The organism is Bradyrhizobium sp. 157, assembly GCF_023073815.1.
GTDB lineage: Bacteria > Pseudomonadota > Alphaproteobacteria > Rhizobiales > Xanthobacteraceae > Bradyrhizobium.
The window spans coordinates 52,372-75,597 of sequence record NZ_JADPKF010000113.1 but is presented as its reverse complement, the minus strand read 5'-3'; the positions used below and the strand labels follow the sequence as shown (position 1 = coordinate 75,597).

20 protein-coding genes are annotated in these 23,226 nt (G+C 63.1%); 2 read left to right on the top strand and 18 right to left on the bottom strand.

Features of this window, described 5'->3' with window-relative positions; all coding sequences use genetic code 11:
* Positions 1–40: 40 nt before the first annotated feature.
* From IVA95_RS35380 to IVA95_RS35340, 9 genes are all read right to left on the bottom strand, one after another.
* Positions 41–745, bottom strand: a complete 705-nt coding sequence (locus tag IVA95_RS35380) for an ABC transporter ATP-binding protein (protein WP_247514719.1) — start codon at positions 743–745, stop codon at positions 41–43.
* Positions 738–1,514, bottom strand: coding sequence for an ABC transporter ATP-binding protein (locus tag IVA95_RS35375; protein WP_247514718.1), 777 nt, complete (start codon positions 1,512–1,514; stop codon positions 738–740). Before IVA95_RS35375 ends, IVA95_RS35380 begins: the two co-directional genes overlap by 8 nt.
* Entirely contained in the window at positions 1,514–2,560 is a 1,047-nt protein-coding gene (locus tag IVA95_RS35370; RefSeq protein WP_247514717.1) for a branched-chain amino acid ABC transporter permease, read from the bottom strand. Before IVA95_RS35370 ends, IVA95_RS35375 begins: the two co-directional genes overlap by 1 nt.
* Complete coding sequence (locus tag IVA95_RS35365; protein WP_247514716.1) at positions 2,557–3,429, bottom strand: branched-chain amino acid ABC transporter permease; 873 nt, start codon at positions 3,427–3,429, stop codon at positions 2,557–2,559. Before IVA95_RS35365 ends, IVA95_RS35370 begins: the two co-directional genes overlap by 4 nt.
* Before the next feature lie 74 nt (positions 3,430–3,503).
* A complete protein-coding gene (locus tag IVA95_RS35360) occupies positions 3,504–4,658 on the bottom strand; it encodes an ABC transporter substrate-binding protein (protein ID WP_247514715.1) in 1,155 nt (384 codons plus the stop codon).
* Positions 4,659–4,738: 80 nt separating this feature from the next.
* Positions 4,739–5,944: a 2Fe-2S iron-sulfur cluster-binding protein gene (locus IVA95_RS35355; protein WP_247514714.1), complete on the bottom strand. Its 1,206-nt coding sequence runs from the start codon at positions 5,942–5,944 to the stop codon at positions 4,739–4,741.
* Positions 5,941–6,777, bottom strand: a complete 837-nt coding sequence (locus tag IVA95_RS35350; protein WP_247514713.1) for an FAD binding domain-containing protein — start codon at positions 6,775–6,777, stop codon at positions 5,941–5,943. Before IVA95_RS35350 ends, IVA95_RS35355 begins: the two co-directional genes overlap by 4 nt.
* Positions 6,774–9,065, bottom strand: coding sequence for a xanthine dehydrogenase family protein molybdopterin-binding subunit (locus IVA95_RS35345; RefSeq protein ID WP_247514739.1), 2,292 nt, complete (start codon positions 9,063–9,065; stop codon positions 6,774–6,776). The genes IVA95_RS35350 and IVA95_RS35345 overlap by 4 nt, the downstream gene beginning before the upstream one ends.
* 130 nt (positions 9,066–9,195) lie before the next feature.
* Positions 9,196–10,473, bottom strand: a complete 1,278-nt coding sequence (locus tag IVA95_RS35340; RefSeq protein WP_247514712.1) for an amidohydrolase/deacetylase family metallohydrolase — start codon at positions 10,471–10,473, stop codon at positions 9,196–9,198.
* Between the two features lie 296 nt (positions 10,474–10,769).
* Between IVA95_RS35340 and IVA95_RS35335 the strand changes: the two genes are divergently transcribed.
* A complete protein-coding gene (locus IVA95_RS35335; RefSeq protein ID WP_247514711.1) occupies positions 10,770–11,129 on the top strand; it encodes a MarR family transcriptional regulator in 360 nt (119 codons plus the stop codon).
* A gap of 154 nt (positions 11,130–11,283) precedes the next feature.
* On the opposite strand, the gene IVA95_RS35330 is transcribed toward IVA95_RS35335, so the two are convergent.
* From IVA95_RS35330 to hydA, 8 genes are all read right to left on the bottom strand, one after another.
* A complete protein-coding gene (locus tag IVA95_RS35330) occupies positions 11,284–12,951 on the bottom strand; it encodes an ABC transporter ATP-binding protein (RefSeq protein ID WP_247514710.1) in 1,668 nt (555 codons plus the stop codon).
* Positions 12,948–13,796: an ABC transporter permease gene (locus tag IVA95_RS35325; RefSeq protein ID WP_247514709.1), complete on the bottom strand. Its 849-nt coding sequence runs from the start codon at positions 13,794–13,796 to the stop codon at positions 12,948–12,950. Before IVA95_RS35325 ends, IVA95_RS35330 begins: the two co-directional genes overlap by 4 nt.
* A complete protein-coding gene (locus IVA95_RS35320; RefSeq protein ID WP_247514708.1) occupies positions 13,793–14,824 on the bottom strand; it encodes an ABC transporter permease in 1,032 nt (343 codons plus the stop codon). The genes IVA95_RS35325 and IVA95_RS35320 overlap by 4 nt, the downstream gene beginning before the upstream one ends.
* A 12-nt stretch (positions 14,825–14,836) precedes the next feature.
* Positions 14,837–16,423: an ABC transporter substrate-binding protein gene (locus IVA95_RS35315; protein WP_247514738.1), complete on the bottom strand. Its 1,587-nt coding sequence runs from the start codon at positions 16,421–16,423 to the stop codon at positions 14,837–14,839.
* A gap of 166 nt (positions 16,424–16,589) precedes the next feature.
* The gene (locus IVA95_RS35310) at positions 16,590–18,026 is read right to left on the bottom strand and encodes an NAD(P)/FAD-dependent oxidoreductase (RefSeq protein WP_247514707.1); all 1,437 of its coding nucleotides are present in this window, start codon (positions 18,024–18,026) and stop codon (positions 16,590–16,592) included.
* A complete protein-coding gene (locus tag IVA95_RS35305) occupies positions 18,023–18,784 on the bottom strand; it encodes an SDR family oxidoreductase (protein ID WP_247514706.1) in 762 nt (253 codons plus the stop codon). Before IVA95_RS35305 ends, IVA95_RS35310 begins: the two co-directional genes overlap by 4 nt.
* The gene (locus tag IVA95_RS35300) at positions 18,781–19,764 is read right to left on the bottom strand and encodes an NAD(P)-dependent oxidoreductase (protein WP_247514705.1); all 984 of its coding nucleotides are present in this window, start codon (positions 19,762–19,764) and stop codon (positions 18,781–18,783) included. The genes IVA95_RS35305 and IVA95_RS35300 overlap by 4 nt, the downstream gene beginning before the upstream one ends.
* Positions 19,765–19,795: 31 nt before the next feature.
* Positions 19,796–21,265, bottom strand: coding sequence for a dihydropyrimidinase (gene hydA / locus IVA95_RS35295; protein WP_247514704.1), 1,470 nt, complete (start codon positions 21,263–21,265; stop codon positions 19,796–19,798).
* A 205-nt stretch (positions 21,266–21,470) separates the two neighbouring features.
* On the opposite strand from hydA, the gene IVA95_RS35290 reads away from it, so the two are divergent.
* Positions 21,471–22,133: an aspartate/glutamate racemase family protein gene (locus tag IVA95_RS35290; RefSeq protein ID WP_247514703.1), complete on the top strand. Its 663-nt coding sequence runs from the start codon at positions 21,471–21,473 to the stop codon at positions 22,131–22,133.
* Between the two features lie 56 nt (positions 22,134–22,189).
* Here the strand turns inward: IVA95_RS35290 and IVA95_RS35285 are convergent, their stop codons facing one another.
* Entirely contained in the window at positions 22,190–23,122 is a 933-nt protein-coding gene (locus IVA95_RS35285; RefSeq protein ID WP_247514702.1) for an N-carbamoyl-D-amino-acid hydrolase, read from the bottom strand.
* Positions 23,123–23,226 lie beyond the last annotated feature (104 nt).

The following is a 23,226-nucleotide window of genomic DNA, read 5'->3' as shown; positions in this document are numbered from 1 at the left end:
CCATTGTCCGGCGCCTGACAACGCGACCATTGGGGGCCGGTCATCCACCAAGGTAGGCCTTTCGCACATGCTCGTTCTCGATCATATCCGCGCCAGGCCCGGACAGAACGATGCGGCCGCCTTCCAGCAGATAGGCGTGATCGCACATCTCGAGCGCCGCAAACGCGTTCTGCTCCACCAGCAGGACCGTCGTTCCGGCATCGCGGATGCCGCGGATGATCGCAAAAGTTCGTTCGACGATATTGGGCGCGAGCCCAAGGGAAGGCTCATCGAACATGATCAGGCGTGGACGTGACATCAGCGCCCGGCCGATCGCCAGCATCTGCTGCTCACCGCCTGACAAGGTGCCGGCGGCCTGCCGCTTGCGGTCGGCCAGGCGCGGGAACTCGGCATAGATGCGGTCGCGGTCAGCCGCGATCTCGGCGGCACTGCTGCGCAGATAGGCCCCCATGTCGAGATTTTCCTGGACCGTCATATACGGAAATACCCGCCGTCCTTCCGGACAATGCGCGATCCCGCTTGCCACCACGCGCGGCGGCTTGGCGCCCGCGATGTCCTTGCCTTCAAACAGCATCGACCCCGAACGCGGCGCAACCAGCCCGGAGATCGCGCGCAGCGTGGTGCTCTTGCCGGCGCCGTTGGCGCCGATCAGGGCGACGAGCTGCCCGGCCTTGACCTCCAGCGAGATGCCGCGCAACGCCGTAACGCCGCCATAGCCACAGACCATGTCGCGGATCTCAAGCACGTGTCGCTCCCTGCCCAAGATAAGCCTCGATAACGGCCGGGTCGTTCCGGATCACGTCGGGCGGTCCCTCGGCAATGATCCGGCCGTAGTTCAGCACCACAATTCTATCAGAGACGCTCATCACCATCGGCATGTCGTGCTCGACGAGCAGGATGGTGACGCCGCGATCCCGGATGTTGCGAACCAACTGCACGAAGGTGTGGGTTTCCGAGGCGTTCATGCCGGAGACCGGCTCATCGAGCAGCAGCATCGACGGCTCGGCGGCCAGCGCCAGCGCCACACCGACAAGACGCTGCTCGCCGTAGGACAGCGAGCCTGCAAGGTCGTGGGCACGGCGTTCGAGGCCAAGCCATTCGACCAGTTCGCTGGCGCGCTCCCGCAAACGCCGCTGCGACGACCGCGCGCGCGGCAGCCCCAGAATGGCTTCGAGAAGGCTCACCCTGCCCTGGCGATGCAGCCCAATCAGCAGGTTGTCGTAGACGGTGTCGTTCGGAAACACGCTGGTGCGCTGAAAAGTGCGGATTAGTCCCAGGTCGGCGATCTGATGCGGCTTCAATCCGTTAAGTGCCGTCCCGCGGTAGCTCACGGCACCGTGGGTCGGATCCAGAAAGCCGGTGACGACGTTGAACGCCGTAGTCTTGCCGGCCCCGTTGGGTCCGATCAAGCTGACGATCTCGCCCTCGCCGACCGCGAAATTCATGTCCGAGAGCGCAACGAGCCCCCCGAAATGCACGGCGACTTTCTCGACCTTCAGGGCGATCGCCGTCATCACGCGTGCTCCTTGGCGTCGCGTTCGGAAAGGGCGACCGGGGCAATCGTCGCAGCCCGGCTCCCCGGCTTTGAAAATCGCAGCGCCAGCGACGGCACGATGCCGCGCGGCAATACGAACAGGATGACGATCAGCACGGCACCATAGGCGATCCATTGCGCCTCTGGCGCCATGATCGGACGCAGAAACACGGGCAACAGCCCGAAGATCATGCCGCCGACGACCGGACCGGCGAGCGACCCCTTGCCGCCGGTGATGACCATGATCACCATCGTCACCGTGTTGATGAAGGCAAACACCTCGGGATCGATGATCCGGATGTAGTGTGCGTAGAGACTGCCGGCGGCGCCTGCGATCCCGGCCGAAATCACCGCTGCCAAAGTGAGCGTCTTTGTCACGTCGATGCCGACGGATACCGCCAGCGTTTCGTTTTCCATCAGCCCGCGCATAGCGCGGCCGAAATGCGAATGAACCAGGCGCCAGATCAGCACATAGGTGACAACCGCGACGGCAAGCACGAGGTAGTAGTTCTGCAGCTTGGTGCGGAGGGTCAGATCTCCGAGACCCGGTAATCCGACCGTAATCGAGGGAATGTTGGTCAGCGCCAGCGGGCCCTGCGTCAACTCGACCCAATTCAGCGCCACCAGCCGGACCACTTCGGCGAAGGAAATCGTCACGATCACGAAATAGGCGCCGCGCACGCGAAACGACAGCAACCCCACGAGATACCCGCATAATCCCGCAACGACGATGGCCAACACGAAGCCGGCGATCGGCGGCCAGGGAGCGTGAACAATGCGGAAGCCGAAGGGCAGGCCTGCATCGAAACCAAGCGACGTCAATGCACTGACGTAAGCGCCAATGCCGAAGAACGCGATGTGACCGAGGCTGAGCTGGCCGGTGAACCCGAGCAACAAATTGAGACTCATCGCGCCGATGATGAAGATACCGGTCGTGATCAGCGCGTTCATGAGATACGGATCGCGCAGCCAGAGCGGCACCGATGCGAACGCGACGACCGTGAGAATAGCGACGACTGCCCTCATCCGACGCGCTCCGAGCGCGCGAACAGCCCAGTCGGCTTGAAGATCAGAACCGCGATGATGATCAAAAAGCCCATGGCGTCGCGGTATCCCGAGGAAACGTAGCCGGCGCCGAGTTCTTCGGCGAGCGCCAGGATGAAACCGCCAATCACCGCGCCGGTGATGTTGCCGAGCCCGCCGAGGATCACGATCGCGAATGCCTTGACGGCGGCGAGATCGCCCATCTGCGGGAAGATGACGTAGACCGGACCGAGCAGTGCGCCTGCCGCGGCGGCGAGGCTGGAACCGATTGCGAAGGTCGAGGTGTAGATCAGGTCGACGTTGACGCCCATCAGCGAAGCGGTGTCCTGATCCTGAAAGGTCGCCCGCATCGCACAGCCGAGTTTTGTCTTGTTGATCAGGAGATAGGTGACGAAGATCAGCATGGCCGCTGCGGCAAGGACGAACAGCCGCAGCCAGGACACCGAGACTGGTCCCAGCACCAGTGGCGCCTCGGGGAAAGGCGTGGTCACCGATTTCGCCACGCCGCCCCATATCCACAAGGCGCCGGACTGCATCGCGATCCAGGCGCCGATCATGACCAGCATTGTCGTGTCGATGTCGGAGCCGCGCAGCGGCCGCAGCAAGGTCAGCTCGATCGCCGCTCCAAGAAGCCAGCCGGCTGCAACGGCAAGCGGCAGCGCAAGGAAGAAGTTGACTCCGAGCTGATGCACCACGATGAACATGATGTAGGCGCCGAACGTATACAGCACCCCATGCGTGAAGTTCACGACGTTCATGATGCCGAAGATCAAGGTGAGACCGATGCCCAGCAGGGCATAGGTGCCGCCGAGCACCAGCATGTTGATCAGATGTTGCAGAAACTCGCTCAAGGTGGCTCCCAGATATCCAGATGCCGGCGAGGGTCGCGGATTCGCTGCCGCCCTCGCCGGTCAGCAACGTGACGTCAGAGCGTCTTCATGCCGATCTTGCCGTCGGTGATTTCGATCAGATAGACGTTGGGCTGGCTCTGGCCGCTTTCCTTGCCTTCGGGACCGGACTTGCGGAACACGATATCGCCGTTCAGGCCCTTCACCTTGATGTCCCACAATGCCGCCTTGATCGCCGCAGGCTCCGCCTTGCCCGCCTTCTCGATTGCCGCCGCCGCGGTGCGGATGCCGTCATAGCCGCGGAAGCTTTCGGTGCAGCCCGCGAAGTCGTAACCGCGCTTCTTCCATTCGGCGATGAAGTAGCTGGTCGCTTCCGGATTCGGCGTCTTCTCGGGGAACCAGGGCAGGAAGGTCGTCAGATGCATGGTGCCGTTGGCCGCAGCACCCGCCTGCGCGATGATCTGATCCGGATTCTGTGAGCCCCCGGTGGTGATGATGCGCTTCTTGAGGCCGAGTGCGGCGGCCTGCTTGAAGATCAGCGTGAGCTGGTCCACCGCCGTGGTCACGATGATGGTCTCGGAATCGGTGCTCTTCAGCTTGGAAAGCTGCGCGCTCATATCCTGGGCGCCCTGATCCATGGTCTCGACGGTACCGACCGCGATGCCCTTCTCCTTCATCATCTTGCTGAAGTCTTCGGCGGTGCCGCGACCCCAGTCGTTGTTGATGACAAGGAAATCGACCTTCTTCAGTTCGAGCTTGTCGACGATCCCTTTGAATGCAGCGGCCTCAATCGCCGACGGTGGCGAGATGCGGAAGATGTAGGGATTTCCGGTCGTGGTGATCTTGCCCGACGAGGAGGTCTCGACCACCATCGGGGTTTCGTATTCCATCAGCTTGGGCATCACGGCAAGCGTCAGGCTCGAACCCCACGCCCCCATCAGCACCGGCACCTTGTCGCTCGTGATCAGCTTTTCGGCGACGGCAGCTGCTTCCGTGGGATTGCTCTTGTTGTCCTCGATGACGAGCTCGAGCTTCTTGCCGAGAATGCCGCCCTTTGCGTTGATCTCATCGGCGGCGATCTTGGCACCGTTGACGACGTAGGTACCGGACGCGGCGAACGCACCCGTAAGCGGCTCGTTCACGCCGATCTTGATGGTCTGAGCCTCGGCGGCACCACCCAGCAAGGCGACCGCCAGCGCAATCGTCGGAAAAATTCTGAAAGTCCGTGTCATTTGGTTCTCCAATCTCACGCTGTTCATCTATCCGCAGTTCAAACCTCGTCGTTTCCGCAATCCGACGGAAATTCGGTCCATCACGTCGTTCCGTCCTTGCTGGACGAGAAACGACCAACCCAACGCGCTACCCGCGCGCGCAAAAGACTGAATATCAGCGCCATTCCGTTCAACGCGGCGGGCGTGGCGTCGTCCGATGACGTACCCGAGAGGCGGCGGTCGAGATTTCCGGCAAATTCCGCGATCAAACGCGCCGCGAGATCGCGCACCAGCCCCGGCCTTCCGACCTGGGCCAGCATGCCCGTGAGCGTGTATCCGATGGAAAGATCGACGCGCGTCCCCTGCTCGATCGGCACCAGCCGATAGCGAATTTCGCCCTGCGTCGAAGACCGGCTGCGCCGGTCGTTGCCGATGCCGACGATTCGGCCGGACATCTCGGCGGGGTTTCGCTCGACGCGTGCGACCCCCTGGAATGTCGCGACGATCGGGCCGATCCTGACCCGGATCGCACCTTCGACGCGCTCCGGCTTCGGCGGCGCCGTCAGCGACGCGCCGGGAAGGCAGGCCGCGACAGCACCGATGTCATCGAACGTTGCAAAGACCTGCTCAGGCGGGTGTGCGACGCTGAACTGCTGCTTCAGAACGGTGGCGGGGATGAAATCCGGAATCGCAGGAACCGAACTGGCCGTTTCAGGCGGCGTTTGCTCGCTTGCTGCGGGACGGATGCGTTCGACGCGATAGGTATCGTCGTGCGCGCTTCGGCCTGAGCCGACGGGGCCTAGGATCTTCCGTCCTCCGTCCGGTTGGGGCGCGATATTGCGGGCGCGCCGCGCTTCAATGACGGACTGGACCGCCCGCACGATGCCGACATAGCCGGTGCACCGGCACAGATTGCCGCTCAATCCGACGCGGATCAGGCGCTCGTCGGCTTGCGGCAGGCGCAGCACCAGATCACGCGCCGAGACCAGCATTCCCGGCGTGCAATAGCCGCATTGCAACGCATGCTCGCGGGTGAAGGCCGCGCGAAGTTCCGTCGTAACGCTGTCGTCGTCGAGTCCTTCAATCGTAGTGACCTCAGCCCCTTCGCAGGCCACCGCATAGGTGATGCACGAGCGCGCGGGGACGCCGTCGAGCAGCACCGTGCACGCACCGCAGACGCCGTGTTCGCAGCCGAGATGGGTACCGGTCAGATCCAGCTTCTCGCGAACGAAGTCTGCGAGGTTGGTGCGCGGCTCCGCGAGAGCCTGCACCGCGCGCTGGTTCACGGTAAGTGCGATCATGTTCATGCGGCGGCCTCGCGGACCGCGCGCTTGAGCACGTTCACATGAATATGGCGACGCGTCGGATTCGAGACACCCGCCTTCGCCAGCAGGACATCAGCTACACGCGCATCGAAGCGATCCTTGTAGTTGCCAGTAATGCGTCCACCGAACAGCTCCGCAGCGTTGGTGATGACGATCGGCGCGGAATCGATCGCACCGATCACGACGCGGGCGCATGCAGCGCCCGGATCGATCAGGATTGCGCCGATCGCATGCGCGAATTCGCCTGTCTTGCGGCAACTCTTGGCGTAGCCCCAGTGCGCAGACGCCGGCATCGCCGGGACATGAATGGTTTCGACGATCTCGCCATCGCGCAGCGCCGATTCGAGCGCACCGACGATGAAGCTCTCCATCGCCACCATCCGCGCGCCCGCGCAGCTTCGCAGCGTCAATTTCGCACCCAGTGCCGACAGCGCGGATACCCAGTCTGCCGCGGGATCGGCGTGGCTGAGCGATCCGCCAACCGTGCCGCGATTTCGAACCGCGCGGTAGGCGATGTTGCCGGCGACGCGCTGCATGGCGCCGCGCGTGACGTCCGGAATGCGTCCATCCTCGATGTCGGCATGGGTGACACAGGCCCCGAGCACGAGTTCGTCGCCGCGACGCTCAACCTGCTTGAGCTCGGCAAGACCGGTGATGTCGACGATCAACTGCGGTTCCACCAGCCGCAGATTGAGCATGGGACCAAGCGACTGGCCGCCGGCAATGATCTTGGCGGAAGCTTTGGCCTCGCCGAGCAGGGCAAATACCGCCTGCAAGTCGCGTGGACGTTCGTAGCCGAAAGTCGCCGGTTTCATGCCGCCGGCCTTTCTGCATCGCGCGCGGCCAGAACCGCGTTGACGACGCGATATGGCGTAATCGGCGACTGCATCAACTCCACGCCGAGCGGCCGCAACGCGTCGTTGACGGCGTTGGCGATCGCGGCCGGCGGAGCGATGGCGCCGCCCTCGCCGATTCCCTTCACGCCGAACTGCGTATAGGGCGATGGCGTCTCCATGTGATCGAGACGCGGCGCCGGCACTTCGGTGGGACCAGGTAACAGATAGTCGGCAAGCGTCGTCGCCAGCGGCTGACCGGCTGCGTCGAACGGCATCTCCTCGTACAGCGCGGTGCCGATACCCTGCGCCAGACCGCCATAGATCTGGCCGTCCACGACCATCGGATTGACGAGAACGCCGCCGTCTTCGACGATGACATAATCAAGAATCTCGACCTCTCCGAGGTCCGGATCGACGGCGACGACCACGGCATGCGCGGCATAGCTGAAGGTCCCGGTGTCGCGCTGCGGCTTGTAGCCTGCCGTGATCTCCAGTCCGCCGGGATCTACGTCCGCAGGCAGATCCTGCGGCCGGCGATACCAGGTATGGGCGATTTCCTTCAAGGTGACGCTGCCGTTGACGCCGCGAACCTCGCCGTTCTGCAGCACCACTGCGGCCGGATCGTGCTGCAACAGCTTGGCGCCGATGCGTCTGGCGCGCTCGCCCAACTCGCGGCAGGCGGTTGCGACCGCGCCGCCCGCCATCACCATCGAGCGCGAGCCCCACGTGCCCGTGGAGTACGGCGTCATCGCCGTATCACCGAGGATGATGCGGACCTTGGCGACGTCGACGCCCAGCATTTCGTGCGCGACCTGCGCCAGCGTTGTTTCCATACCCTGACCGTGGGAATGCACCCCGACCCTGATCTCGAGACCGCCGTCCGGTGTCAGACGCGCGGAGGCCTGTTCGTGGCCGGGCACCATCGGAATGCCCCAGCCGGAATAGACCGAGGTCCCGTGAGCGGCCTGTTCGCAATAGATCGAGAGGCCGACGCCGATCCGGCGCCCGTCGACCTCCCCCTTGCGCTGACGTGCCCGCACGCCTTCGACGTCGATGGACGCCAGGGCGCGTCGCATCGCTTCGGGATAATCGCCGCTGTCGAAATGCTTGTTGGTGATATTGTCGAACGGCATCTGCTCCGGTCGCACCAGATTGCGCAGGCGCACTTCGCCCGGCTCCAGCCCGGTTTCCACCGCGACCAGATCGAGCATCAGTTCCAGCGCAAAACAGACCCCAGTGCGCGCTACGCCGCGATAAGGCAGGATCGGACACTTGTTGGTGGCGACCGAGAACGTCCGGCAGCGATAGGCCGGCATCAAATAAGGTCCCGGCAGGATACTGGCGACCTGCGCCGCCTCGAGGCACGCCGAGAACGGATAGGAGGAGTAAGCGCCGGAATCGACGGTCGCTTCGCAATCCATACCCCGCAGTCGCCCGTCACGATCGGCATAGACGGTGATCTTATAGTGGTGCTCGCGGCAATTGGAACTCGCCGTGAGATGCTCGCGGCGGTCCTCGGTCCAGCGCACGGGATGGCCGCGACGCATCGTCAGCCACGAAAGACAGACTTCTTCCGGCAGCAGGATGCCCTTGTGTCCAAAGCCGCCGCCGACGTCGGGCGAAACGATACGGATTCGGCCCTGCTCCATGCCGAGGCACTCGGCAAGCCCGCTGCGCGTGATGTGCGGCATCTGGGCCGAGGAATACAGCGTGAGCTGGTCGAGACGGTGATCGAAGGTCGCGACCACACCGCGCCCTTCGAGCGGCGACATGCACTGCCGCGCGGTCGATATCTCACGCGACAGCTTAATCGGCGCATCGAATGCCCTGGAGATGTCGACCTCGAAATTGGTTTCGAGAAAGACGTTGTCGCCCCAATGCTCGTGTACCAGCGCCGAACCCGGCTCGCGCGCCCTCAGCATGTCATGGACCGCAGGAAGCTCTTCGAGATCGAGCGCCACCGCCGCCGCAATGTCCTCGGCTTCGGCTCGCGTCGGCGCCACGCACATGGCGACGAGTTCACCGACCTGACGCACCTTGCCGGTGGCGAGCACCGGCTGTTCGGAGATCTTGAAGCCCGGCAACCCTGAAACTGCGCGGATCGGACTGACGCCCGCGAGATCCGCCGCAGTGAAGACGCTGCCGCGATAACGCTCCGGCACATGGATGCCGCGGATCAGCGCATGCGCCAACGGGCTGCGCACAAAAGCGACGTCCTGCAGTCCGGCGAGGCGGATGTCGGCCACGAACTGGCCGCGGCCGCGCATCAGCCGATCGTCCTCCTTCCGCAGCAGGCGCGCGCCGACGCCTTGTCCGGCGCCCGCTCCGCCTGCGGAAGGAAACTCGCGCTCATTGCGCACGGTGACGTTCTCCCCGATCGAACTGTCGCTGACCTCGCTATGCCGCAACGGCCTGCGGCAGAATTGGCGCCACCGCGTCGTATCGCGCACCGGCGCGCAGACAGAACTCAGGCTGCAGCAGACGCTCGGCGATGACTTCATTGTTCTCATTGTCGCGCAGGACGAATCGCCCCTTTCGCTCTCCGATCACCGAGACGTCGGCGTCCCTTCCAATCTTGAGGGCGCCGATTTCGTCAGCACGGCCGAGCATCCTGGCTGGGTTGGATGTGACCATCGGCACGACCTGCTCAAGCGCGAGGCCGAGCGCCATCATCGAGCTCATCGCCTGGACCAGGCTGAACTTGGCCTGGCCGGCGAAGGGATGATTTTCGTCGTCCTCGTGCTGGTCCGGGGTGCCGGCCGGCGCAGGCACGTGGGTGTTGTAACCGTGAATGTCTGCGCCGAGCGTGGTGGGAATAATGCCGGCGGCGAGCGCCTTCTTCGCGAGACGATAGGAGAAATGGCTGCCGTGCCCGACGTCGACCTTCAGGCCGCGATCGAGCGCGGCCTGAATCACCGGATGTACTTCACCCTCACGGTTGACGAACCCGCCGGGATGGCGCGTGAACGGATGCGCCAGCACGTCGCCTTCTCGCAGCAAGGGAATCACACGCGCCAGAATCGTATCGACATCTTCGCCGTTGGTGCCACTCTCGGGCAGGCCCCAGAGCTGACCGAAATGCACATAGACCGGCAGATCGGCGCGGCGTCCGATCTCGGCCGCCATTTCGATGACGCGAATGCCCCAGCGCGCGAAACCGCCGATCTCGGCATGCGCCTTGATGCCTCTGATAATGTCGAGGTTGGACGCTGCCGCCTTCACCGTCGCAGCGATATCGACACCTTCAGGACTATAGAGTTGCGGATAGTAATGGCCCTCTAGCCCACCGACCAGGTAAGCCGACAGGAACGCATAAACGCGCGACTTCGCAGGCTCCGCAACGAAGTGCCGGAAGCCGGGCAGCGTCATGCAGGACGGACCGCCCTGATCGACCAACGTCGTCACGCCGGACTGCACGCCCACCATGTCGGCATTCATGCCGAAGCGGCCGGTGACATATTGATAGACATGCGCGTGGGTATCGATGAGGCCCGGCAATACCAGCTTGCCGGTCACGTCGATCACCTCTCTGGCGCTGGTCGGCAAGACGTCGCTCTGCACCGCCGCGATCTTGCCGTTGCGAATAGCAACGTCCCTGATCCCGTCGATGCCCGAAGCCGGGCAGATCACGCGCCCGCCGCGCAGAAGCTGGTCGAAGCTGGCGCTGATAGACATGAACAATCTCCTCTGCCTTCGCTGGCGGCGTTATTCCGTCTTGCCGAAATACGAAGCATACTTCGTATTTTACAAAAGCAAACTTCATGCCATGATCTTCGCGCGGCGAAACCCATCGAATCGAGCTACTCGCATCGATGTTCCGAGGCTGGGAGAGTGCGTTGCGGAAGGCAAAAAGGCGCCATGGCGAGACCAGACATCGCCCGTGGCCGCTGTCAGAACGACCGGGCTTTCTGATCCGGCGGCTGCATCAAATTCACGTCGCGTTATTTCAGGAAGCGTGCGGAGAATTCGAGGTGACGCCGCTGCAATACAGCCTGCTTTCTGCGCTTGCGGTGCGAAAAGCCGCCGATCAGACCACATTGGCGGCCGATATCGCACTGGACAGGACGACGACGACCGGAGCGCTCAAGCGACTGGCCGCCCGCAATTTCGTCGAGAGAGCCGTAGATGATGAGGACCGCCGCGCGCGGCTCTGTAAATTGACCCCGGCGGGAACGGCGCTTCTGGCAAAAATCGAGGCCTCGGCGCGGGCCGCGCACCGTGCCACGCTCGATAATTTAAGTGAACGGGAGCAAGCCGCGTTTGTCGAGATGATGCAGCGCGTCGTCGCGGCGCACTCCAATCGCGACAGCGTTACTGCCCTATTCGATTGAGCACCACGATGCCATCTGCCGCCTTTTTAACTTGAGCTGCATAATTCGTAATCACCCGACACGCAGGCGCTGTATTCCATTTGAAGCAGTTCGACGGCACTGCAACTGACCGAGCCAAAGCGGCCCCTTGCGGCTATCTCGCCCGCCAATGATATCAGGTCGCGAACGCAGCCAGTTGCGGCTCGATATGCGGCACGGCTTCGACCAGCTCGCGTGTGTAGGCGGTTTTCGGATTGTCGAACATTGCCCGGCTCTCGCCCTGTTCGACAATGCGGCCGTTCTGCAGAACGATGGTGCGATCGCACATCATGCGCACGACGTTGAGATCGTGGCTGACAAAAAGGAAGGCCAAGTCATCCTCGCGCCGCAGCCGATCGAGTAGTTGCAGTACCACCGCCTGCACCGAGACGTCGAGCGCCGCCGTCGGCTCATCCAGCACCAACAGGCGCGGCCGGCAGGCGATGGCGCGGGCGATGCCGACACGGGCCTTCTGACCGCCCGAAAGCTGATGCGGAAAGCGCGTCAGCAATTCGATCCCCAGTCCCACGCGCTGCGCGCACTCTTCCACCCGCCGCCGCAAGGCGTCGCCTGCGCGCATACCGCCAAGCCGCAGCAGCGGATGGGCGATGCAGTCAAAGGCGGTGAACCGCGGATTGAGGCTATCGTTCGGATCCTGAAAAACGATCTGGATGTCCTTGCGGAACGGTGACCGGTGAAAATCGCGGGCCGGGATGTGGCCGATCGACTGCCCCTCGAACGCGATCTCCCCCTCGCTTGGATCGATCAGCCGGCAGATGATGCGCGACGTCGTGCTCTTGCCGGAGCCGGATTCGCCGACCAGACCGACGCTCTCGCCGGCGCTGATCGTCATGGAAAAGTCTGCTACCGCCGCGGCGCCCTGATCGAATCGCTTTGCGAGTTTCTGCACCTCCAGCAGCGGCGGCGTACCCGGCGCGGGCTGCGGCCGGGACGCGACGTGCATCGCAACGTGCCGTCCCCGCTCCTCTTCCGGCACCAGATCCGCGATCCGTGAACTAGCCGTGGGCGAAGCCGCCACTAGACGCCTGGTGTAGGGGTGCTGTGGCGCGCGGAAGAGAGTCGTCGGCTCGGCCTCCTCGACCAGGCGGCCCTGCTCCATCACCACGACGCGGCGACAGTAACGGGCGGCGAGACCGAGATCATGGGTGATCAGGATGGTCGCCATGCCGCGCTCGGCCGCTATCCCGGTCAGAAGGTCCATCACGACCTTTTGCGTCGTGACGTCGAGGCCGGTGGTGGGCTCATCGGCGATCAGGAGCGCGGGGTTGCAAGAAATCGCCATGGCGATCATCACGCGCTGGCACATGCCGCCGGAGAGCTCGTGCGGATACGCAGCCATCCGCTTTTCAGGATCGCGAATTTGCACGGCGCGCAATAGCTCCAGCGCCTGCGCGCGTGCTTGATCTCGCGGCATTCGCTTATGGGCTGTAATCGCGTCGGCGATCTGGTCCCCGACCGCACGGATCGGATTGAGCGCTGCACGCGGGTTCTGGAAGATCATCGCCATGGCCGCGCCATGCAGATGGCGGAAATCGCCCGCCGATATCCGCGTGATGTCCTGCCCGCGAAACCGGATGTCGCCTGCCGTGATCCGCCCGGCCGTATCGAGCAGCCGTGTGATCGCAAAACCGGTGACGGACTTGCCCGAGCCGCTCTCGCCGACGAGGCCGAGCATCTCGCCCTCGCCGAGCGTCAGGGTGACGCCACGCACCGCCTCGACAAGGCCACGCCGTGTCGAGAAGGTGACGTGCAGGTCGCTTAATGCCAGCAGCGACTGGGTCATGTTCGCATGCGGGGATCAAGAATATCGCGCACCCCGTCGCCGAGCAGGTTGAAGCACAGCACCGTCAACATCAGCGCCAGGCCCGGAAAGGCGACCAGCCACCATTTGCCGGTGGAAATGAAGCGCGCGCCCTCCGCAACCATGATGCCCCATTCCGGCGTCGGCGGTTTGACGCCGAGGCCGATAAACGAAAGTCCGGCAGCATTGAGGATCGCCCAGCCGAGATTGAGCGATATCTGCACCGCCATGGCCGGCAGCACGTTCGGCAGCAGGAAACGCAGCACGACCGAGAGATGGCTGTCGCCGCAAGCGCGCGCCGCTTCGACCCAGCCGACATTGCGACGGACATTCACCTCCGCCCGCGCAAAGCGGATGTAGAACGGCAGATTGATAATGGCGGTCGCGATGACGATGTTCTCCACGCGGTTGCCGAGCGCGGCGACCATCGCCATGGCCAGCACGAAAAGCGGAAAGGCCATCACGACATCGACGAAGCGCCCGACGCCGCGATCGAGCCGACCGCCGGTGTAGCCGCAGATCGCGCCGATGACGGCGCCGATGGCAAAGGAGATTCCGACCGCCGAGACGGCGATAGCGAGATCGAGCCGTGCCGCGACGATAAGGCGGCTGAACACGTCGCGGCCGAGCTGATCGGTGCCGGCGATGTGCGCCGCGCTCGGCGGCATCAGCGCTTGCGACACGTTCGAGGCGATCGGATCATTTGGCACGATCCATGGCCCGATGATCGCGATCAGCGCAAGCAGGAAGACGCCGGCAGCGGCAATGGCGGTGAGCGGGTTGCCGCGCAGAATCCAGCCAGCATGGCGCAGCGTCGCTGAGGTCATCCGATTGTCACCCGTGGATCGGCGATGCCATAAAGGATATCCACCAGCAGATTGACGATCACAAACACGGTGGCCATCAGCAGTACAAAGCCCTGCACCGGCGCATAATCGGAAGAGAGCAACGCATCGAGCGCGTAGGAGGCAACGCCCGGCCAAGAGAACACCTTCTCCACCAGAACATTGGCGCCGAGCATGGTCGAGAACACGATGCCTGCGATGGTGATGACCGGCAGAATGGCGTTGCGCAGCGCATAGGTGACGACGACCCGCCACCAGGGAAGGCCCACGGAACGCGCAGTGCGCACGAAATCGCTGCCCAGTGAGACCAGCATCGAGGCCCGCGTGATGCGCGCCAGCGGCGCCACCACGAACAGCGCCATGCTCAGCGCCGGCAAGATCAGTTGCCTGAAGGCCGCCCACCATCCGTCGAAATCGCCTGCGAGCAGGAAGTCGATCAACAGGAAGCCGGTTCGCCTTGGCGGCAGCGACGCAAAGATGTCGATCCGGCCGGTCGGATCGGGCGCCAGGCCGAGCAGGTAATAAAAGATATAGATCAGCAACAGGCCGGAAACGAATGTCGGCACGCAGACGCCGAGCGCGCAGAAAAACCGCACGCCGTGATCGATGATGGAGCCCGGTCTCAGGGCCGCCAGTACACCGAGCGGCACCGCCGACACCAGTGCGATCAGCAGTGCCGTGAAGGTGAGCTCGAGCGAGGCCGGCAGCCGCTCGCGGAGATCTTTGGTGACCAACTGCCCGGTCATCATCGATCTGCCGAGATTGCCGCTGCCGACATCATAGAGATACAACATCAATTGCTCGGGCACCGGCTTGTTGAGGCCCATCTGCTTGCGGATGACCTCGATCTCCTCCTTGCCGGCATTCGGCCCGGAAGCGAAGAACACCGCAGGATCGCCCGGCAGCACCCGCATCAAGAGGAAGGTGAAGACGAGCACGCCAAGGAGCGCCGGCAGCGAGGACAGAAAGCGCCTGCCCGCCCGTATCACCGTTGCTCCAAGGGCTGCCATCGTGCCGACCGCTTACTTGCGATTGAGATCGCGATAGTCGACCTGGCGGTGGAATTGGTAGGTGTAGCCTTCGACCGAGGACGCCATCACGGCGTCCTGGCTGGGCTGCCAGAGCGGTATCTGCGGTATCTCGTTAAAATGGATGGCGTTGAGCTTTACGCCGTCCTCCTCATACTTGGCCGCGTCAGGTTCGAAACGGGCTTTCTGCGCGATTTCCACCAGTTCCGGATTGTTGATCGATGAGTAGTTCCAGCGCTGATTGCCGGTGTAGAAGTTGCGGTAGAAATAGTCGGTCGACGGCAGCCAGGCGACGATGCCCTCGGTGAAGAACGGAAGCTTCTTCTCATTGATCTGCGTCGACATCTGGGCGTCCGGCAGCTTCTGGATATCGACCTTGATGCCGATCTTGGCCAGCGATTCCTTCACCAGTGCAGCCATCGGTTCGGCGGTCGAGGCCTGGCCGACATTGAAGCTGAACGTGGTCGAGAAGCCGTCAGACATGCCCGCCGCCTTCAGGTATTCCTTGGCCTTCTCGAGGTCGAGCTTCACCGGCTGCGGGATCGGATAGGCGCCGCTCGATGGTTTGCCATCTGCCCACGTCGCGCCGAACAGCGGTGACCCGCGACCGAACAGCGCCGCCTTGAACATATCGTCGTAGGGCAACGCAAAGGCGATGGCGCGACGCACGTTGACATTATCGAATGGCGGGATCTGGTTGTTCATCGAGACGAAAGTGACGGCATTGTATTGGGGCGTCGAGATCACCTTCAGCTTGCCCTTTGCCTCGAGCGACTGGACGTCGCTCGCCTGCAAATCGATGACGAGGTCGGCATCGCCGCGCTCGACCAGGTTGGCGCGTGTCGCCGGCTCCGGCACCGATTGTACGATGATGCGTTTGAAGGACGCCGACTTGTCAGGTGTACCGCGAGTCCAGGCCTCGTTGCGCGCCATGATCACCTGTTCACCCGGCTTGAAGCTCTCGATCTTGTAGGCGCCGCTGCCCGCCGTGTTCTCCTTCAACCATGCCAGTGCCCAGGGATCGTCTGCCGTCGCATGGGCTTTGGCGACCTTGGAGTTGAAGATGATGGGATAGACGGTAGCGAGATTGGGCAGCGCAAGCTTGTCTGGCTTCGGCAGCGTCACTTCGATCGTCAGCGGATCGATCACCTTGAATTGGTCAGCCGAAGTCATCGATCCCGTGAGGAGCTGTGCCTTGCCGAGAACCGGCGCCGTGACGACCCGGTCAAGCGACCATTTGACGTCTTCCGCCGTGACCGGCGTGCCGTCCTGAAACTTGGCGTCCTTGCGCAGGCGAAATGTCATCTTCAACCCGTCCGGGCTGACTTCGTAGGACTCCGCCAGCTCCCCCGTGATCTTGCCGAGATCGAACACCCATTTGCCGTTGAGTTGTTTGCGGCCGAAGGAAACCAGCCGATCGTAGGTGCTCAGACTCACCGCGAAGGCTTCGCGGGTCGATCCCGGAATATTCGGATCGAGCGTGTTGACCGATGCTCCGGTCACGTAGCGCAACGTTTCGGAGCGCGTTTGCGCCTGCACCGATCCAGCCGCCAGTGACAACGCGATAGAGGCAAACACCATAAGCAGACGCCTGGACCCTGTAACGCTCATCGGACTTATTCCCTGTTTTGCCAAGTTTTCTGAACGAGAACATCAACTTAAAAGCAAGGGATATGCCAACCAGCCCCGCCGAAAGCACAAGCATAGTAGGTATGAGCCAACGCTCCCCAGCGCCGTCGAAAATTGCTCACTGTTTCTCGCTCGCGACCGGCATTCGCCGCTCGACGACGGCCTGCGGCACGTCATACGCTTTGAATGAAGCCCAGTGCCGCTCGATGTCCGCGCGAAACAGGCCGCGTGTCAACCCATGCACGAGCTTCGGCACGGCCGTGGTCATAGCATTAATCGATGAGCCCGAAGCACCGAAGCTCATGGTGGAGGCGATCGCAAAGACATGAATGTCTGCAATCCACGGTGTTTCACCCGCGACGCGCTCCATCAGCGCGTAGTCGTCGGCGAGATAGGGAAAGCGCCCAAGCCGTGGGCTACGCTCGTCCGGAGCCGGCTGATAGCGGTCGGCCCAGGTCGCGATGTTGGCGGCACAGTTTCGCAACTCGGGCCGGCCCGCAAAATTCATGTCGATGCCCGTGCAGCAAATCGCGAAGTCGGCGGCGATCACGCCCCGCGGCGTCTGCAATTCGACGCCATGAGCCATTTCCTTAGCGGCGTCGATCGGAGCGCCCTGTTGTAGATGAAAATTGAGATGGCGGGCGCAGCGATTGTAGGTCGCCTGCGGAAAACCTTCCCGCATCTCCAGGACGGCGCGCATAAACCGCCAGCGCCAGGCATCATCCAGATCGCAAAAATGGCGAAGGAAGCCGCGGAAAGTGAGCCAGCGGTAGGGCTGGATCACCTGGATCTCCGCCCTGCGGCAAAACAGATGCACCTCTGCCGCACCAGCTTCCAGTGCGATCGCAGCATTGTCGAACGCCGAGGCACCGGCACCGATCACCGCAACCCGTTTGCCGCACAAGGATGCGAAATCGATCGGTTGCGCCGCATGCACGCACATTGACGACGGCAGATGGCGCAGCGGCTCCGGAACGATCCAATCGCCCATGCCTTCCTGCCCCGTCGCCAGCACGATCTTCCGCGCAAAGATGGTGTCGACGCAGCCGGCGGTCTGCACCCTGGCCGCGAGCAATCCTCCGGCCGCAGGCGAAATCTCGATGACCTCGCAACCATTGCGCACCGGCAGGTCCAGGACGCGCCTGAACCAGAGCAGGTATTCCGCCCAACGCTCGCGCGAAATCAGGTCGAGATTCCGCCAGTCCTCCTCGCCGAAGCACGCCTCGTGCCAGGACTGGTAGGTCAGGCTGGGAATATCAAGATCGGGCCCGGTGAAATGCTTCGGACTGCGCAGCGTGTGCATGCGGGCATAAGTGAGCCACGGTCCCTCCCTTCCTTTCTCGGATTTGTCGAGCACGAGGATGTTGCTCACTTGCGAGCGCATCAACCCAAACGCCGTCGCAAGCCCCGATTGCCCGGCGCCCACCACGAGCACGTCCAGTGCCGGTCTGCCGTCCGGTCCGAGTTTTGGCGTAAGCCACGCAGCATTCGGATGCGCGGTCTTGGCAAGGTCGGCGCGAACCTGAGCCTCGAGAGCGATAAGGGCGTTGCTCATGCCGCCAGCCAGCCGCCATCGACCACCATTACGGTGCCAGTCGTAAAGGAAGATGCATCGCTGGCAAGATGGAGCGCGGCCTCGGCTACCTCTTCCGCCCTGCCAAATCGCTTCATAGCATGACGGTTGCGCGACGCTTCACGCACCGGCTCGGGGTCGGCGTGACGCGCAAAACTGCGCCGCAGCATCGGGGTGTCGATGGCGCCCGGCGCAATCGCATTGACGCGAATTCCATCTGTGGCGAAATCGAGCGCCATCGTCCGGGTCAGGCTGATGATGGCTCCCTTCGCAGCGATATAGGCGCTGTTGCCCTTGCCGCCGGCGACCGCGAGTTGCGATGCCAGCGTGATGATCGAGCCGCTGCCCTGCCGCTGCATCAGCGGCACCGCCGCGCGCGACCAGAGCCAGGTGCCGCCGACATTGGTGCGGAACACCGCATCCCAATCGGCGGGATCGGTGGTCAGCACCGTGCCCCCGCAGGAAAAGCCCGCGGCAGCCATCAGCACATCGAGCCTGCCGCGCCGCGCCATGACATCGCCCACGGAATCTTTCGCGAAATCGGCGTCGCCGACATCGCCGACATGCAGCGATGCTTCGCCCTTCTCGCCGATGATCGCCGCCAGTGTCTCCTGCAAACCCGCGCGGTCACGATCGACCAGCGCAACAAAGGCGCCTTCTCGCGCGAACAGCACCGCGCTGGCCCGGCCAATGCCGGAGCCGGCGCCGGTCACGATCGCCGTCCGCCCTGCCAGTCTCATGTCAGGTCTCCCCCTCGATGCTCGGTCCACCAACGGCTCAGATCGGCAGCCGAATCCATGCAGCCGAACCGCGCGCGCCAGCCGAACTCCTCTGCCATGCGCGCGATCGACAGTGATGCCCGGTCGGCTGGACTATGCAGGTCGACCGTTGCCACCTCACCGGCATCAGTCAGCCGACAAATGAAGCCAGGGTGCAGCGCGGCCAGTTCCTGCCCCCATTGCAGCGCCGACCATTCCACGCCGGTTGAAATGTTGTAGAGTTGATGCTTCGGCTTCGCGGCTTCGATCAGCAGTGTTACGGCTTCTGCGACATCCACCGCATAGATCCAGTCCCTGACGCCCGGACGCGATAGTACGGCCTCGTACCCCTCCTCCATCGCGGCCAGAATCTGCGCCTGCGGGCTCGGCGTGTCGCGCACGTCGTTGCTCCGCTCCCACGGCCCAAACAGGGCGCTCAGCCGCACGCTGATGATCTCCTGTTGCCACAGACCGGCCAGGCGTGCAGCAATCTTCTCGGACGCGAATTTGGTGATGGCGTAGAGTGAGGCCGGATCGCAGGGAGTTTCTTCATCGAGCAGCACGTTCCGGAATGCGCTCGCGCCGTAGGCTGCCGCAGACGACAGATTGATGATGCGTCTAACGCCGCTGCTTCGCGCCGCGATCAGGATCGGCGTCTGAGCCAACAGGTTTACCCGTAAAATGGTCTCGGGATCACTCGCCTCACGCGCCGGTCCGGCGGTGATCGCGGCTCCCAGAATAATGGCGTCATAACCCGACGCGATTACCGCTTCCACGGCTTGACTATCTGTGACATCGCTCTGGATCGCCGTCAGCCGATCGCCGTGAAGGGCAAAATCCTTCCTTGCCTCAGGCGGCAAACCCGCGCGGTCGAATAATGTCACCGCATGACCGCGCGCCAGCAGTGCTGCAGCGATGTTGAGCCCGATGAAACCGGCGCCTCCGAAAACGAGGATTCTCATCGCTCAATCCGAGCAAATTGCGGCGGATGGATCACAGCAGGGTCGCGCCAAAATTCTGCTCGGGATCCATGTCTGGCATCAGGCGCCCGGCCGGTTTCGCCGCCTCGCCTCCCGTGCGCGGAAGGAAGCGGCCCGTGCCTGCTTCGACCGAGCGCTTGCCGTCTGCGACAATCACGCGCCCGCGCGACAGCACCGTGACCGGCCAGCCGCGCAGCTTGCGGCCGGCGAACGGCGTATAGCCCGCCAGATCATGCATCGTCGCATCACTCAGCGTAATCTCGCGCTGCGGGTCCCAGATCGCGATATCAGCATCGGCGCCAACCGCGATCGAGCCCTTGCGCGGATGCAAATTGTAGATCTTTGCCGGCGCAGTCGCGGTCAGCTCGACGAATTTTTCCAGCCCCAAGCGGCCCTTCGAAACCATGGCATCAAACAGCAGCGGCAAGCGGACTTCGAGGCCCGGCAGACCGTTCGCCACTTGCTTGAAATTGGGATTGGGGCCGGCGCGCAGTTTTCCGGTCTCATCGAACCGGTACGGCGCGTGATCGGACGAAACCGTCTGCAGATCGCCGAGCGCAAGCGCCTGCCACAGCGCTTCCTGGTCGGCGGTGCGGCGCGGCGGCGGGCTGCACATCCATTTGGCACCTTCCACCCCGGGCTTATCGAGATCGTCGGCGGTGAGAAAAAGATACTGCGGACAGGTCTCCGCGAAGACTTTCAGTCCCTGCCCGCGCGCATCGCGGATCACCTTGGCGCCTTCCGCCGTCGACACGTGAAAGATCATGATCGGCTGGTCGATCAACGCGGCCATACCGATCAGCCGGTTGAAGGCCTCGGCTTCCGAGACGCGGGCGTGACTGATGGCGTGATATTTTGGATCGGTATAGCCGCGCGCCAGCAGCCGCTTCACCATCCAGGAGATGATGCCGTGGTTCTCGGCATGCGCACAGAGCATCGCACCGCCGTCGCGCGCCGCAAGCAGAATGTCGAGCAGCGGTTCGTCGTCGATTTTCAGGCGATCATAGGTCATGAAGATCTTGATCGAGCCATGGCCCTGCTTGATCACCGCTGGCAGATCCGTTTCCAGCGTTTCCTTGGTCGGATCAGCGATGATCATGTGAAAGGCATAGTCGATCACAGCGCCCTTTCTCGCGAGCGCATGATACTCCTCCAGCACCTGCGGCAGTTTCATGCCGACGTGCTGGGCCGCGAACGGAATAACGGTGGTGGTGCCGCCAAAGGCTGCCGAGACGGTCGCGCTCTCGAACGTGTCGGCGTTCACGATGCCTGCGGCAGAGAGCTGCTCAATATGGGCATGGCTGTCGACGCCGCCGGGCAGCACCAGCTTGCCCCGCGCGTCGATCTCCCGCCGCGCGCCCGGAAGCCCGCGGCCGACGGCGACGATCGTTTCACCGGAAATGGCGACGTCGGCCTCGAACACGTCACTCGCAGTCGCGACGCGTCCGCCGCGGATGAGAAGGTCGTAGGCGGGCTCGGTCATGGCAAAACTCTCCAACTTTGAGTGCTGAATCTTATGTCTTTATTGACCAGACAAAAGCACGGATCGTGCCGTTACGCTCCCTTGCGCTTTCGCAGCAGACGGTGGACCATGCATCGCTGGATGGCATGGTGATTGCTTCCATAGTCGTCTCGTTGCGTGCCGATCTCGCTGTATCCATTGACGCGTCATACTGCAGGAAAATACCATGTCCCGGCCGCGTATTCTCGTCATCAATCCCAATTCCAACCAGCTCGTGACACAAGGGCTGGAGCAAGCCTTGAAGCCGCTCGTCTTTGAAGGCGGACCGGAGATCGTTTGCGAGACGCTGGCCGAGGGTCCGTACGGGATCGAGAGCCAAGCCGACGTTGATGGCGTGGCGATGCCGCTGCGCCGCCTTGTCGAAGGCGACAACCATTCGGCCGCCTTCGTCATTGCCTGCTACAGCGATCCGGGTCTGCATGTCTGCCGCGAAGCAACCGATCGGCCAGTGTTCGGCATCGCCGAATGCGGCGTGCTGACGGCGCTCGCACGTGCCGAAACCTTTGGCGTCATTGCAATCGCGCAGCGTTCGATCAGCCGCCATGTTCGTTACCTCAGGCAGATGGGCCTGATCGATCGCCTGACCAGGGAGCGTCCGCTCAACATGAGCGTGGCGGAGACAGCGTCGGGCGAAGGAACGCTCGCGAAGATGATCGAGGTCGGACGCGCGCTCAAGGACGAAGACGGATCCGGCGCCATCGTGATGGGCTGTGCCGGAATGGCGCGTCACCGCCGGCCGCTGGAGCAGGCGCTGGGGATTCCCGTGGTCGACCCGACCCAGGCGGCCGTGACCATGGCGCTGGGCACGGTGCAGTTCGCGCATCACTGACTTTGATCGGATCGTTGGGGCGCTCCGTTGCGGGCGAGCAGGGAGATACCGGACATCTAGTTTTCCGGCGGCGGCACCGCGCCGGTGCGACTGGTGATCAGGCCGTAATGCTCAATGCGACGGTGGAGCGCGAAATTGAAAATCGTGTTCTTGCCAAAGATGGTGGCGTCGAGATCGCAATTGTGAACCAGCAGTTCGTCCTCCTCGGTCTTGGCCTCGGCGACGATCTCACCGTCCGGATTGACGATCAGGCTGCCACCGATCAAGGGGTGGCCATCCTCGACGCCGGCCTTCGCAACGCATACGACCCAGGTCGAGTTCTGGTAAGCGCCGGCTTGCGCGGAGAGCCGGTTGTGGAACAACCGCTTCTCGGGCCCCTCCTCGCTTTTCTCGGCATTGACCGAGGGCGTGTTGTAGCCGATCAGCACCATCTCGACACCTTGCAGGCCCATCACGCGATAAGTCTCCGGCCAGCGCCGATCGTTGCAGACGGCCATGCCGAAGATGCCGCCTAGCGCACGCCAGACGTTGAAGCCGAGATCGCCCGGCTCGAAGTAGCGCTTCTCCAGATGCTGGAACGCGCGTTTCGTATCGAACTCCGAATGACCGGGCAGATGAACCTTGCGGTACTTGCCGACAATTTTTGCTGATTTGTCGGTGAGGATGCAGGTGTTGAAATGATGCCCATCCGGCGTCAATTCGGCATAGCCAAAATTCATTGCGATGTTGTGGTGGGCGGCTCGCTCAAACAAAGGTCTTGTCGCCGCATTCGGCATCTCACGCTCGAACCAGGTGTCGACCTCGACCTGATCCACCATGTACCAGCGCGGGAAGAACGTGGTGAGTGCGAGCTCTGGGTAGACGATCAGGTCGGCGCCCTTCGCCTTGGCTTCATCCATCAGCGCGATCATGCGCTTGACGACGGCTTCGCGGCTGTCGGCTTTCTGGATCGGGCCCAACTGGGCGGCGGCAACATTGATGACGCGCATGGATAACTTTCTGGCTGCTTCCATTTAGGGCTGCGTTGCACGAAAATGACGCAGCCTCCGAAAATCGGAGTCTTACCTGGCTCAATCGAAGCCAGCAGTTAAAG

Coding starts and splice junctions, on each gene's coding strand:
- IVA95_RS35355 (WP_247514714.1), bottom strand. CDS start 5,944: ATGAACATGATCGCACTTACCGTGAACCAGCGCGCGGTGCAGGCTCTC.
- IVA95_RS35340 (WP_247514712.1), bottom strand. CDS start 10,473: ATGTCTATCAGCGCCAGCTTCGACCAGCTTCTGCGCGGCGGGCGCGTG.
- IVA95_RS35375 (WP_247514718.1), bottom strand. CDS start 1,514: ATGACGGCGATCGCCCTGAAGGTCGAGAAAGTCGCCGTGCATTTCGGG.
- IVA95_RS35330 (WP_247514710.1), bottom strand. CDS start 12,951: ATGACCCAGTCGCTGCTGGCATTAAGCGACCTGCACGTCACCTTCTCG.
- hydA (WP_247514704.1), bottom strand. CDS start 21,265: ATGACCGAGCCCGCCTACGACCTTCTCATCCGCGGCGGACGCGTCGCG.
- IVA95_RS35325 (WP_247514709.1), bottom strand. CDS start 13,796: ATGACCTCAGCGACGCTGCGCCATGCTGGCTGGATTCTGCGCGGCAAC.
- IVA95_RS35305 (WP_247514706.1), bottom strand. CDS start 18,784: ATGAGACTGGCAGGGCGGACGGCGATCGTGACCGGCGCCGGCTCCGGC.
- IVA95_RS35285 (WP_247514702.1), bottom strand. CDS start 23,122: ATGCGCGTCATCAATGTTGCCGCCGCCCAGTTGGGCCCGATCCAGAAA.
- IVA95_RS35320 (WP_247514708.1), bottom strand. CDS start 14,824: ATGGCAGCCCTTGGAGCAACGGTGATACGGGCGGGCAGGCGCTTTCTG.
- IVA95_RS35360 (WP_247514715.1), bottom strand. CDS start 4,658: ATGACACGGACTTTCAGAATTTTTCCGACGATTGCGCTGGCGGTCGCC.
- IVA95_RS35315 (WP_247514738.1), bottom strand. CDS start 16,423: ATGGTGTTTGCCTCTATCGCGTTGTCACTGGCGGCTGGATCGGTGCAG.
- IVA95_RS35310 (WP_247514707.1), bottom strand. CDS start 18,026: ATGAGCAACGCCCTTATCGCTCTCGAGGCTCAGGTTCGCGCCGACCTT.
- IVA95_RS35370 (WP_247514717.1), bottom strand. CDS start 2,560: ATGAGGGCAGTCGTCGCTATTCTCACGGTCGTCGCGTTCGCATCGGTG.
- IVA95_RS35290 (WP_247514703.1), top strand. CDS start 21,471: ATGTCCCGGCCGCGTATTCTCGTCATCAATCCCAATTCCAACCAGCTC.
- IVA95_RS35300 (WP_247514705.1), bottom strand. CDS start 19,764: ATGAGAATCCTCGTTTTCGGAGGCGCCGGTTTCATCGGGCTCAACATC.
- IVA95_RS35345 (WP_247514739.1), bottom strand. CDS start 9,065: ATGCGCGGCCGCGGCCAGTTCGTGGCCGACATCCGCCTCGCCGGACTG.
- IVA95_RS35350 (WP_247514713.1), bottom strand. CDS start 6,777: ATGAAACCGGCGACTTTCGGCTACGAACGTCCACGCGACTTGCAGGCG.